Genomic DNA, 12,192 nt, shown 5'->3' on the forward strand with positions numbered 1-12,192 from the left:
CCGCAGGTGGGAGCCGGACGGGTACGCGGTTCGGTGGCCCGGACACCGAAAGTGAGCCATACAGTATGGATATCGCTTCGCAAGCGCTGTCCTCCGTGCGCGACAACCCCTATAGCTTCCTGCAGCGGGCGCTACCGACCCTGCTCCTCCTGGTGTCCGCCGTCGGCCTGGTCATCGCCAACCCCACCGGCCACTACAGCCTGGTGCTGGCCGTCATCCCGCTGCTCGCCGCCGCCGTCCACGGCGTCCACGGCACGGCGGTGGTCGGCACCCTGACCGTGACCACCTATCTGGCCCTGCGCCACGAGCTGGCCGAGACCGGCACCACCGTCTGGCTGCTCAAGCTGGCCTTCATCGTGGTCGTCGCCTGCGTCGGCCTGCTGCTGGCCCAGGCCCGGGTGCGGGAGCGGCTGCTGGCGCACAGCCGGCACCTGGCCCTGAGCCTGCAGCACGGACTGCTGCCGCAGGAGCTGCCGCAGACCAGCGCGGTCGAGGTCTGCTACCGCTACGTCCCCGCGGACACCAAGGCCGGCGTCGGCGGGGACTGGTTCGACGTGATCCAGCTGTCCGGCGCCCGGGTGGCCCTGGTCATCGGGGACGTCACAGGCCACGGCATCCACGCCGCCGCCACGATGGGCCGGTTGCGCACCGCCGTGCACACCCTCGCCGACCTGGACCTCGCCCCGGACGAGCTGCTCTCCCGGATGGACGACCTGGTGGTCCGCCTCGGCGACCGCGAGAAGGACCGCGAGCCCGGCGCCACCTGCCTCTACCTGGTCTACGATCCCGTCTCCCGGGTCTGCAGCATGGCCGCGGCGGGCCACACGCCGCCCGCCTTCGTCCGGCCCGACGGCAGCGTCGAGTTCCCGCAGCTCCCGGAGCACCCGCCGCTCGGCGTGGGCGGCATGCCGTTCGAGAGCACCGAGCTCACCCTCCCCGAGGGCACCGTCATCGCGCTCTACACCGACGGCCTGCTGGACCTGCGCCGCCGCCACGCCGACGACGCACTCGGCCGCCTGGCCGAGGCGCTCACCCCCGGCGGCCACCCGCTGGACGAGATCTGCGACCGGATCTGCGCCGACGCCCGGCACCGTGCCGACGACGACGTCGCCCTGCTGCTGGCCCGCACCCGCGCCGTGGCCGACACCGAGATCGCCGCCTGGCAGTACCCGGCGGACCCGCGGTCAGTGGGCGAGGCCCGCGCGGCCGTCGGCCGCCAGCTGAGCGCCTGGGGCCTGGACGAGCAGGTGTTCCCCACCGAGTTGGCCGTGAGCGAGCTGGTCACCAACGCCATCCGCTACGCCTCCGCGCCGATAGCGCTGCGGCTGATCCGGGACCGGGCGCTGATCTGCGAGGTCTCCGACGGCAGCAGCACCTCCCCGCACCTGCACCACGCCCAGCTGATGGACGAGGGCGGTCGCGGCCTGTACCTGGTCAGCCGGATCGCGGACCGCTGGGGCACGCGCTACAGCGGCGCGGGCAAGACCATCTGGCTGGAACAGGCGCTGCCCGCCGCCCGGGCGGCCCGCGCCCCCGCCGCCCCCGAGGCGGTTCCCTCGGCGGCGGCCTGACCGCAAGCGAACGGCCCCGCCGGGGCCGACGGGGCCGCGCCTCCTGCCGCTGCTGCGGTCAGTGCGGTCAACTGGTCTTGAAGGTGAACCAGTTGACGTTCACGAAGTCGGCCGGCTGGCCGCTGCTGAAGGTCAGGTAGACCGTGTGCACCCCGGTCGCCCTGCTGATGTTGGCCGGGACGGTGCTCCAGCTCTGCCAGCCGCCGGTGCTGCCCACCGCGAAGCTGCCCAGCACCGGCCCGGTGACCGAGTCGAGCCGCACCTGGACCAGGCCGCTGACCCCGGCCGCCGCCCCGGAGGCCACCCTGGCCTGGAACTGGGTCGCGCCGGTGCTGCCGAAGTCCACCCCGGCGTAGCCGAGCCAGTCGCCGTTGCCGATCGAGCCGACGTCCTTCCCGCCGCCGCTGTCGGTGGTGGTCTCGGTGCTGGTGCCCGACTGGCTGCTGTACGACTCGGCCTGGATGGTGCCGTAGGCGCTGACCGTGCCGCCGGTGGGGGTCGGCGTGGCCGTTGGGCCGGACGTCGGCGGCGCGGTCGGCGGGGTGGTCGATCCGCCGTTGGCCGGGCCCACGGTGATGGTGAGCAGCGTCGGGTTGCCGTCGACGACCGCGCCCGACTGGTCGACGCCGCCGTCGGGCTGGACGTCGTCGTAGGGGAAGGCGTAGCCGCGCCCGTCCAGGCTGACCGCGTGCAGGATGCGGGCGTAGTGGTTGGTCTGCGGATAGGTGTAGTACTGCGCGGGGTTCTCGCCGTCGGGCTGGTCGCTGTCGATCAGCAGGGTCGTGCGGTTGATGGCGGCGCTCAGCCGGGCGGCGATCGCGCCCATCTCGGAGCCGGAGACGTTGAACGGTCCGGTGTCGCAGCTGAAGACGTCCGCGCTGGACGGCTTGCCGAAGGAGCCGATCCCGGGGAAGTTCAGCACGCCGCCGCTGACCTGGCCGGTGACCTTGCCCCAGGACGCCTGGGTGTCGATGGTCAGCGGGCTGCCGGTGTACTTCTGCCAGACCTGCTCGAGGTATCCGTCGAAGTAGCCGGAGAGCAGCGAGGGGTTGTTGATGATGCCGTTGGTGGGGCTGAGCGCCCGCAGGTTCTTCGAGCCGGAGGTGACCACCAGCTGGTTCCAGCCCTGGCCGTCCGCCGCGGCCTGGGCGTTGAGCGCGGCGCACACGGTGTCCAGGCCGCCCGCGGGCAGGCCGGGCGCGGACTGGGAGCCGTCGGAGCTGGTCAGCTGCAGGCCGATGGGCAGCGAGACGAAGTCGACGAAGCTGATGTTGGCGTACAGCTCGGCGCTGCTGAAGGTGAACTCGCAGAAGTCCCACAGGGTGTGGATGTTCGGGTCGGACGGGTTGGTCACCGACGGCTCGACCAGGGCCGGGCCGGGGTTGAGCAGGAAGGTGATCGGCGCGCCGACGGAGAACCAGATGCGTCCGCCGCCGATGTGCGGGACGGTGATCCGGGTCGGGCCGGATCCGGACGGCCCCAGCGGTATGGCGCAGTTCACCGTCAGCGGGCTGCCGGTGCTGCTCGGCGAGGACGGGTAGTAGGGAGTCCGTCCGTCGGCCTGGAGCAGCATCAGCGCGCTGCCCTGGTCCAGCGCGTTGCCGGTGACGTAGGCGTAGACCGTGTCCGAGCCGGTGGTGTTCTTCAGGTCGATGCTGAGGGTGGTGCCGGTGTTGGCCGACGCCCGCGACACCACGGTGGCGATGACGGCGGGTGCGGCCAGGGCTGCGGCGGATGCGGCGACGAACTTCCTGCGGGAGAGCATGGGCGGTCGTCCTTCGGGTCGTCAGGTGCTGGGTGGGGGTTTCCGGGTGGGGGCGGGGCCGGACGGCAGGGGTGGGCGCGCCGCGCCGTGGCCCGCGTGGGGGGCGGGGAGGGCGCGGGCGCGGTGCGGCGGGCACGGGCACGGCACGGTGCGCGGCCGGGGTTTCCGGAAACGTTTCCGGAAGCCGTGGTAGCGAGTATCTTTGCTGATCATGGAAGCGTCAACCGTCGGCCGGGGGTGAACCGGAACCGGCTGCGCCCGGCCCCGGCCAGCGCGTGATGTGATGGGCGCGGTCCGTAACCGACGAGAAGGGCGGCAGTCATGGCAGGCATCCGGGACCTCGCCCGTGAGTGCGGGGTGTCGGTCGCAACGGTCTCCCGCGCCCTGAACGGCCACCCCGAGGTCAGCGCCGCCACCCGGGCCCAGATCTGGGCCGCCGCCCGCCGCCTCGGCTACCAGCCCAGCCAGTCCGCCCGGGCCCTGGTGCGCGGCCGGTCGGACACCGTCGGCCTGCTCTGGGACACCGGCTACGAGACCGGCGGCCACCGCCACCCCTTCCTGCAGGACCTGATGACCGGCATCAAGCGGGCGCTCGGCGAGAGCGGCCGCCACCTGCTGCTGCTCAACATCGGCGGCCAGGACCGGGACGAGCAGCTCTACGCCGAGACCGCACGGCAGCACCAGCTGGACGGCGTGATCATGATGGGCATGGACCCGGAGCTGCCCGCGGTCCGGGCGCTGACCGGCTCCGGGCTGCCCTGCGTCGCCTTCGACACCCCGCTGACCGGCCCGCGCTCCTCTTACGTCACCTCCGACAACCGCAGCGGCGCGGCCGAGGCCGTCCGCCACCTGTACGCCCTCGGCCACCGCCGGATCGCCACCATCACCGGCCCGCCGCAGATGATGCCCGCCGCCGCCCGGCTCGCCGGTTTCCAGGACGCCGCACAGGAGTTGGGCCTGCGGCTGCCCCCCGGCTACGTGCAGCCCGGCGACTTCTTCCTGGACAGCGGCTACGCGGCCGGTCGGCGGCTGGCCGCCCTGCCGCACCGGCCCACCGGCGTGTTCGCCGCCGGGGACGAGATGGCCATCGGCGCGCTGCACGCCTTCGCCGACCTCGGCATCGACGTGCCCCGGCAGATGGCCGTCGTCGGCTTCGACAACATCGAGGCGGCGAGCCTGGTCCGGCCCGCGCTCACCACCGTCGCCCAGGATCCGCTCCGGCTCGGCAGCGCCGCCGTCCACCTGCTGCTCGACCTGGTGGCGGGCGCGGCCTCGGGCGCGACGCGGCCGGTGCCGCCGCGCACCGTCCCGGCCGGACTGGTCATCCGCGGCTCCTGCGCCCGGCCCCGAAGCTGACCCGGGCGGTTGTCGTACCCGTGTAGTAGCTTGGGCCGCCGAGGACAAGGACGAAACGGACAAGGACGAGGCGTTGGCGCAGCGGTCGCTGCTGGACGAGAACGGGCGGTGACCGGTGCGCATCCTGGTGTACGTGCCCTTCGCGGTCTGCCTGCTGCTGAGCGTGGCCGCGCCCCGGCCGTCCCGGTGGCTGCCACCGCGCGCGGCGGCCTGGGGGTTGGCCTGCGCGGCGCTGGTGGCCGCCGGAGCCTGGTTCTGGTCGTTGGCGCTGCTGGCGCTCACCGGCCTCGGGCAGATCCCGGCCGTGGCCGCGCTCGGCGCCTGGTCGCCCCGGGCGCTGGCGGCCGCCGACCCGGTGGCCCGGCTGACCGCGGTCGGCTGCGGGCTGGCCCTGGCGGCGGCGCTGGGCGCGCTGGCGCTGTCGGCCCGGCGGCACGGGCTGGCGCTGGTGCGCGCCTGCCGGGAGGCCCGGCGGCTGCCGGGCGCGGGAGATCTGGCCGTCGTCGACGACGACCGGCTGGAGGCATACGCCGTGCCCGGGCTGCCCGGCCTGGCCCGGGGGCGGCTGGTGGTCTCCAGCGGCATGCTCCGGGCACTGCCCGGCCCCGAGCGCGAGGCGCTGATGGCGCACGAGCGGGCGCACCTGCGCCACCGGCACCACCTCTTCCTGCTGGCCCTGCACCTGGCCGCGGCGGCCTGCCCGCTGCTGCGCCCGCTGGGCAGGGAGGGCGCGTTCGCCGTCGAGCGCTGGGCCGACGAGAACGCCGCTGCCGCGGTCGGCGACCGGGCGGTGGTCGCCCGCGCCCTGGCCCGCGCCGCCCTGGCGAAGAGGGACCGCGGGGCGGCCGGGGTGCTGGCGGCCACCGGCGGCCCGGTGCCGCGCCGGATCCGGGCGCTGCTCGCCGCCCCGCCGAGGCGGCGGCTGCTGCCGCTGGTCGCCGGGGGCCTGGTGCTGGCGGTCTGCTGCGGCAGCCTGGTGGACGCCACCCAGGACGACGCCGAACTGTTCGCCGGGGCCGCGCCGCACACCGCCGTCGGCAGCGTCCGCCATGCCGTGGACGACGGCCGGCTGCGGCTGCCGCTCCGGTACGACGCCGACGGCGGCACCGGCCGGGCGCAGACCCGTACCGATGCCGCCGTGGTTCCCAACTCCCGCCCCAGCGACCAGCGCTGAGGGACCGGTCAGCCCTCGGTCCACCCGTGGGTCTTGGCGAACTTCAGCATCTCGCCCCGGATCCGCAGAATCTGCTCACCGGTCAGCGACGGCGCCGCACGCAGCAGCAGCTCCGTCATGTCACGGGTGTACTCGGCCACGGACAGCAGGTCGCACATGGGCTCCTCGCCGTCCAGCAGCCGGGGCTCCGCGACCGCGACCGACGGGGCCTCGCCCTGGGCGAGCCGCACCGAGGACGCCTTCAGCCCACGGCCGCCGTCCTCGACCTCGAACTCCACCGCCACCCCGGGGCGAACCGCCGCCTCCGGGATGAGCAGATCGTTCACATGCAGAAACACGTCTTCGCCACCGTGATCGGGAGCGATGAACCCGTACCCGCGGACACCATCGAAACGCACCACACGACCAGCAACCACAGCACCGACCCCCAACAGATCCGGGCCCCTTGCCCGGACGATCCAAGCACCATGATAAGCACTCCCCGCCACCCCCGGGGCCGCAACCCGCCCCACCCGTCACACCACCGACCCCGGCCCCCTGTCCGTGGGCACCGACAGACCGCCCCCGGCGGGGGTCAGCGGCGGATGTCGAGGAAACCGTGTTCGGGGCGGGTGCCGCAGCGGTCGGTGGGGGCGTCGGCGTGGAGGGTGACCGTGAGGACGACGGGGGCGGCGGTGGTGTTGGTGTAGGCCAGGCCCTGGCCGTGCAGCATCTCGATCCAGCCGACCCGGGCCGGGGCGCCGCCCTGCCGCTGGTAGACGGTGAAGACGGTCGGGCCGCCGGTGTCGTCCCCGATCCAGAGGTGGCCGCCGGGCGGGACCGCCAGCGGCGGCGTGCAGCGCAGCTCGCCGGAGTAGGGGACGCCGCAGGCCCAGTCCACATGGCGCAGGACGGTGTCGGCCCGCGCCGGGGCGGTCGGCGCCGGACCGCAGGCCAGGGCGAGGCCGGCGGCGACGGCGGTTCTCAGGGGTGCGCGCATGGACGTGTCCGTTCCACGCCGGGGGCGCGCAGGCCACCCCGTCGGGCGGAGATCACTCGGACAGGGGACGCGCAGCGCCCGTGTGTGAGACAAGGCACATCTCATTGATCGGGGCTCGATGGTCTGCCTACCCTGCTGTCTCCGCCCAGGGCGGAACCCGCCGCCGGGGCGCCTCATCCTGTCCACTCGCCGGTGGGAAACCGAGCTTCGAACGGACAGGAGCGGGGGAACCAGGTCAGTCGCCGTGCCTTCGGCCCCCCGGAGGCACCGGCTAGGGGTGAAGCCGCTCCCCCGCGCGGCAGGGCTGCCTCAGGCCCGAACCCGACAGCTCACCTCGCAGGCGTGTCACCGAGGAACTCCGTCATGCGCCTTCCCCGTACCGCCCCCGCACGCCTCGGCGCGATAGCCGGCGCCGCCGCTCTGGTCGCCGTGCCGCTGATGTCCGGCCCGGCCCAGGCCGCGGCCACCACGCCCAAGGTCACCCAGGACCGGCTCTCCCCCACCGCGATGGCCGCCGGCACCACTGCCAAGGCAACGCTCACCGTCCACTCCGGCTCCTGCTTCACCGCCAGGACGCTCGGCGTCGGCGTCCGCGACTCGGCCGGGGACAACCTGGACTTCCCCGGCTCGGCGTCCGACGTCAGGATCTGCCCGAGCGGCCTGTCCCTCACCACCGGCAGCCGCACCCTGCCGTCCGGGACGTACACCGAGTTCGGCTTCTGGCAGGACTCGGCCGGGGCCTGGCACAACCTGGCCTCGCAGTCGCTGAAGGTCTCCGCCACGACCGGCGCCGGCACCCCCGCGCCCACGTCGACGCCGACCCCGACGTCCACGCCCACGTCCACGCCCACGCCCGCACCGACGTCCAGCGGCTCGCCGGTGCCCGGGCAGTCCCTGGTCTGGTCGGACGAGTTCAGCAACCCGATCAACTGGGGCAGCACCTGGGTCGGCGACACCACCACCGCCTTCCAGTACGGCAACCACAACCCGAACGACAACAAGCTGGACTGGCTGGACGAGAACGCCGTGAACGTCGCGGGCGGCGTCGCCACCTTCACCGCCTCGCCGTCCAGCCACACCCTGGAGAACGGCAAGCAGGCCTGGAACACCGGGCTGCTCACCACCGAGGGCTCCAGCCAGGGCTTCCAGGTGAAGACCGGCGACTACGCCGAGACCCGCGTCCAGCTGCCCTCCGGCACCGGGGCCTGGCCCGCGCTGTGGACCTGGAAGAACGGCAACGGGGAGATCGACACCTTCGAGTACCACCCCGACAACCCCAACCTGCTGGAGCTGACCAACCACGTCAACGCGGCCCACGACTACTACACCAACGCCGCGGCCGTCGCCCCGGGCAAGTGGGTCACCATCGGCACCTACTACGGCGCCAACTCGGTGGACTGGTACGTCAACGGCACCAAGGTCTACTCCGACGGCACCGGTGTCGGCGCCAATTGGTCGGCCTACCTGATCCTCAGCCTGTCGGTGAGCGCCGGCGAGTACCACCCGGCGCCGACCGGCACGGCCCCGATCAGCTTCGCCGCCGACTACGTCCGCGTCTACCGCTGACCGGAGCGACGGCGCAGCGGCGGGCGGGCGCGGACGGTGTGCCGCGCCCGCCCACCCGGGCCGCTGCTGACGGTTTCCGTCCCGTCGTGACAGTCCGGGCCCGTACAATCGGCGGATGAGCGCTCCGGACCTCCCCGACACCGCCCCGGCCACCGAGGACGAGGGCGGTGCGGCCCTGTCCGTGCTGCGCCGGGTCTTCGGCTACGACGCCTTCCGGGGCAGTCAGCAGGAGGTCGTCGAGCATGTGATCGGCGGCGGCGACGCGCTGGTGCTGATGCCCACCGGCGGCGGCAAGTCGCTGTGCTACCAGATCCCGGCGCTGGTGCGCCCCGGCGTCGGGGTGGTCATCTCCCCGCTGATCGCGCTGATGCAGGACCAGGTGGACGCGCTGCGGGCGCTGGGCGTCCGGGCCGGGTTCCTCAACTCCTCGCAGAGCATGGACGAACGGCAGCTGGTGGAGGCCGAGTTCCTGGCCGGCGAGCTGGACCTGCTGTACCTGGCGCCCGAGCGGCTGCGGGTGGAGGCGACCGTCCGGCTGCTCCGGCGCGGCACCATCGCGCTGTTCGCCATCGACGAGGCGCACTGCGTGGCCCAGTGGGGCCACGACTTCCGCCCGGACTACCTGGCCCTGTCCTCGCTGCACGAACAGTGGCCGACGGTGCCCCGGATCGCGCTGACCGCGACCGCCACCGAGGCCACCCACGCCGAGATCACCTCCCGGCTGAACCTGCAGGACGCCCGCCACTTCGTGGCCAGCTTCGACCGGCCCAACATCCAGTACCGGATCGCGCCCAAGGACGAGCCGCGCAAGCAGCTGCTGCACCTGCTGCAGACCGAGCACCCGGGCGAGTCCGGGATCGTCTACTGCCTCTCCCGGGCCTCGGTGGAGAAGACGGCGGCCTGGCTGGTCGAGCGCGGGGTGGACGCGCTGCCCTACCACGCCGGGCTCGACTCCCGGGTCCGGGCCGAGAACCAGTCCCGGTTCCTGCGCGAGGACGGCCTGGTGATGGTCGCCACCATCGCCTTCGGCATGGGCATCGACAAGCCCGACGTGCGCTTCGTGGCCCACCTGGACCTGCCCAAGTCGGTGGAGGGCTACTACCAGGAGACCGGCCGGGCCGGGCGCGACGGCCTGCCCTCGACCGCGTGGCTGGCCTATGGGCTGCAGGACGTCGTCCAGCAGCGGAAGATGATCGAGACCTCGGAGGGCGACCAGGCCCACCGCCGCCGGTTGAGCGCGCATGTGGACGCCATGCTGGCGCTGTGCGAGACCGTGGAGTGCCGCCGGGTGCAACTCCTGGCGTACTTCGGCCAGAAGAGCGATCCGTGCGGCAACTGCGACACCTGCCTGACCCCGCCGCAGTCCTGGGACGGCACCGTCGCCGCGCAGAAGTTCCTCTCCACCGTGGTGCGGTTGCAGCGCGAGCGCGGCCAGAAGTTCGGCGCGACCCAGATCGCCGACATCCTGATGGGCCGCAAGACCGCCAAGGTGATCCAGTTCGACCATGACGCGCTGAGCGTCTTCGGTGTCGGCGCGGACCTCTCCGAAGCCGAATGGCGTTCGGTGGCACGGCAGTTGCTGGCCCAGCAGCTGATCGCGGTGGAGGGCGAGTACGGGACGATGGTGCTCACCGAGGCCAGCGGCGAGGTCCTCGGCGGGCGGCGGCAGGTCTCGTTGCGCCGGGAGCCGGAGAAGGCCGTGCGCGCGGCCAAGGCCGCCAAGGCGGGCGGCTCCGGCCGGGGCAAGACCGCGCCGGTCGACCTGCCCGCCGAACTGCTCCCGCTGTTCGAGGAGTTGCGTGCCTGGCGGGCGGCGACCGCCCGGGAGCAGGGCGTGCCCGCCTATGTCGTCTTCCATGACGCGACGCTGCGGGAGATCGCCGCGAGCGGCCCGACCAGCCTGGCCGAGCTGGGCTCGGTCAGCGGGGTCGGCGAGAACAAGCTGGCCACCTACGGCCAGCAGATCCTGGATCTGCTGGCGGGCCGGTCGGCGGACGCCGAGCAGTCGGCGGAGCCGGTCGACTGACAAGGCCCCAGCCGGGGTCTTCTGACAGGCAGTCATCAACGCTGCGGGGCCGGGCAGTCCGCGAGGACATCCCGGCCCCGCGGTCCACATGCTCTTGACAAGCGCATTGGTCTGGACCAAATTGCACTGGCAGAGGCGCCTCGCACGAGGCGCCCGATCGGCAGCACTCCCACCCCCACGGGCGGGCTGCCGCGCGCTGCCCTGTCCTGTCGACGCACCACAGTCAGGAGCACCACCCCCATGCGCCGTACCCCCACAGCACCGCGCACCACCCGCCGGTCCACCGCCGCCGTCGCCGCGCTGGCGCTGGCCGCCGCCGGTACCGTCGCCACCACCGTGCTGGCCGGACCGGCCTCGGCCAGCTCGACCAACCTGCTGGCGAACCCCGGCTTCGAGACCGGCAGCCTCTCCGGCTGGACCTGCGACGCGGGCACCGCCGCGGTCGTCGGCTCGCCGGTCCACTCCGGCTCCTACGCCCTGCAGGCCACGCCCTCCTCCACCGACGACGCCCAGTGCACCCAGACCGTGGCGGTGTCTCCCGACACCACCTACACGTTCAGCGGTGACGTCCAGGGCTCGTACGTCTACCTCGGGATCACCGGCGGCAACGACACCTGGACGCCCTCCGCCACCGGTTGGCAGCAGCTGTCCACCTCGATCACCACCGGGGCGTCGCAGACCTCGCTGCAGGTGTACGTCCACGGCTGGTACGCCCAACCCGCCTACGACGCCGACGACTTCTCGCTGACCGGCCCGGGCGGCGGCGGCTCCTCGCCGACCGGCACCCCCACGCCCACGCCGACGCCCACGCCCACACCGACCCAGAGCACCCCGCCCCCGGGCGGCGGCGGCTCGGTCGGCAAGGTGGCGCCCTACGTGGACATGAGCAACGACCAGGAGCCCATGCTGAACAAGGCCGCCGCGGCCGGGCTGAAGAACTACACCGCCGCCTTCGTGATCTCCGCGGGCTGCAACCCGATCTGGGGCGACACCCTGCCCGTCGGCAACGACCCGGCGATGGACCAGGAGATCGCCACGGCCAAGGCCGACGGCGCCACCCCGATCGTCTCCTTCGGCGGCGCCGGCGGCACCGAACTGGGCATGGCCTGCACCACCGAGGCCAGCCTGCAGGCCGCGTACCAGCAGGTGATCACCCACCTCGGAGTCAACCACATCGACTTCGACATCGAGGGCGCCTCGCTCGACTACACCGCCGACAACAACCTGCGGTTCCAGGCGATCAACGGCCTGGAGGCGGCCAACCCCGGCCTGGTGGTCTCGGTCACCCTGCCGGTGCTGCCCACCGGCCTGGCCGCGGACGGCGTCGCCTTCCTCAACCTGGCCAAGCAGGACGGCACCCGGATCGACCTGATCAACGTCATGGCCATGGACTACGGCTCCTCGTTCACCGGCGACATGGGCCAGGAGGCCGTCCAGGCGGCCCAGAGCACGCTCGCCCAGGCCCAGGCCGACTGGCCGTCCGACAGCTACGCCAACATCGGGGTCACCCCGATGATCGGCCAGAACGACACCTCCGGGGAGATCTTCTCCGAGGCCGACGCGCAGACCCTGGTCTCCTGGGCCGACACGGCGCACCTGGGACGGCTGGCCTTCTGGTCGGTCGACCGCGACCAGCCGTGCGCCGGTTCCGCCTCCGGCCTGCCCGCCTGCTCGGAGATCAGCCAGCAGTCGCTGGACTTCACCAAGATCTTCGACTCCTACAGCGGCTGACCCCCGCAGCAGCCGGACGCCGGG

At 73.2% G+C, this 12,192-nt stretch carries 9 protein-coding genes and 1 riboswitch; of the genes, 6 read left to right on the plus strand and 3 right to left on the minus strand.

Annotation, left to right across the window (positions count from 1 at the left end; all coding sequences use genetic code 11):
• Window positions 1-65 precede the first annotated feature (65 nt).
• Entirely contained in the window at window positions 66-1,571 is a 1,506-nt protein-coding gene (locus GXW83_RS34280; RefSeq protein ID WP_370466744.1) for a SpoIIE family protein phosphatase, read from the plus strand.
• A 67-nt stretch (window positions 1,572-1,638) separates the two neighbouring features.
• Here GXW83_RS34280 and GXW83_RS20755 read toward each other — a convergent pair whose 3' ends face one another.
• Window positions 1,639-3,336 carry a beta-1,3-glucanase family protein gene (locus tag GXW83_RS20755; protein WP_182444518.1) on the minus strand — a complete coding sequence of 566 codons (1,698 nt, stop codon included), beginning with the start codon at window positions 3,334-3,336 and terminating at the stop codon, window positions 1,639-1,641.
• A gap of 321 nt (window positions 3,337-3,657) precedes the next feature.
• On the opposite strand from GXW83_RS20755, the gene GXW83_RS20760 reads away from it, so the two are divergent.
• Both GXW83_RS20760 and GXW83_RS20765 read left to right on the plus strand, forming a co-directional pair.
• A complete protein-coding gene (locus GXW83_RS20760; protein ID WP_182444519.1) occupies window positions 3,658-4,692 on the plus strand; it encodes a LacI family DNA-binding transcriptional regulator in 1,035 nt (344 codons plus the stop codon).
• Between the two features lie 115 nt (window positions 4,693-4,807).
• Window positions 4,808-5,866 carry a M48 family metalloprotease gene (locus GXW83_RS20765; RefSeq protein WP_182444520.1) on the plus strand — a complete coding sequence of 353 codons (1,059 nt, stop codon included), beginning with the start codon at window positions 4,808-4,810 and terminating at the stop codon, window positions 5,864-5,866.
• Window positions 5,867-5,874: 8 nt separating this feature from the next.
• Here the strand turns inward: GXW83_RS20765 and GXW83_RS20770 are convergent, their stop codons facing one another.
• Both GXW83_RS20770 and GXW83_RS20775 read right to left on the minus strand, forming a co-directional pair.
• Entirely contained in the window at window positions 5,875-6,282 is a 408-nt protein-coding gene (locus GXW83_RS20770) for a cold-shock protein (RefSeq protein WP_182447462.1), read from the minus strand.
• Between the two features lie 158 nt (window positions 6,283-6,440).
• Window positions 6,441-6,845, minus strand: coding sequence for a hypothetical protein (locus GXW83_RS20775; protein WP_182444521.1), 405 nt, complete (start codon window positions 6,843-6,845; stop codon window positions 6,441-6,443).
• Between the two features lie 193 nt (window positions 6,846-7,038).
• A riboswitch (cyclic di-AMP (ydaO/yuaA leader) is annotated at window positions 7,039-7,203 on the plus strand.
• Window positions 7,204-7,208: 5 nt separating this feature from the next.
• Between GXW83_RS20775 and GXW83_RS20780 the strand changes: the two genes are divergently transcribed.
• From GXW83_RS20780 to GXW83_RS20790, 3 genes are all read left to right on the plus strand, one after another.
• On the plus strand, window positions 7,209-8,411 hold the full coding sequence (locus GXW83_RS20780; protein ID WP_225447137.1) for a family 16 glycosylhydrolase: 1,203 nt from the start codon (window positions 7,209-7,211) through the stop codon (window positions 8,409-8,411).
• Between the two features lie 115 nt (window positions 8,412-8,526).
• Complete coding sequence (gene recQ, locus GXW83_RS20785) at window positions 8,527-10,437, plus strand: DNA helicase RecQ (protein ID WP_182444522.1); 1,911 nt, start codon at window positions 8,527-8,529, stop codon at window positions 10,435-10,437.
• Between the two features lie 240 nt (window positions 10,438-10,677).
• Window positions 10,678-12,168, plus strand: coding sequence for a carbohydrate binding domain-containing protein (locus GXW83_RS20790; protein ID WP_182444523.1), 1,491 nt, complete (start codon window positions 10,678-10,680; stop codon window positions 12,166-12,168).
• Window positions 12,169-12,192: the final 24 nt, after the last annotated feature.

The organism is Streptacidiphilus sp. PB12-B1b (assembly GCF_014084125.1).
Taxonomy (GTDB): Bacteria; Actinomycetota; Actinomycetes; order Streptomycetales; family Streptomycetaceae; genus Streptacidiphilus.

Excerpts from the sequence above, each read along its gene's own strand:
- GXW83_RS20780 (WP_225447137.1), top strand. The coding sequence starts at position 7,209 with ATGCGCCTTCCCCGTACCGCCCCCGCACGCCTCGGCGCGATAGCCGGC.
- GXW83_RS20760 (WP_182444519.1), top strand. The coding sequence starts at position 3,658 with ATGGCAGGCATCCGGGACCTCGCCCGTGAGTGCGGGGTGTCGGTCGCA.
- GXW83_RS34280 (WP_370466744.1), top strand. The coding sequence starts at position 66 with ATGGATATCGCTTCGCAAGCGCTGTCCTCCGTGCGCGACAACCCCTAT.
- GXW83_RS20755 (WP_182444518.1), bottom strand. The coding sequence starts at position 3,336 with ATGCTCTCCCGCAGGAAGTTCGTCGCCGCATCCGCCGCAGCCCTGGCC.
- recQ (WP_182444522.1), top strand. The coding sequence starts at position 8,527 with ATGAGCGCTCCGGACCTCCCCGACACCGCCCCGGCCACCGAGGACGAG.
- GXW83_RS20775 (WP_182444521.1), bottom strand. The coding sequence starts at position 6,845 with ATGCGCGCACCCCTGAGAACCGCCGTCGCCGCCGGCCTCGCCCTGGCC.
- GXW83_RS20790 (WP_182444523.1), top strand. The coding sequence starts at position 10,678 with ATGCGCCGTACCCCCACAGCACCGCGCACCACCCGCCGGTCCACCGCC.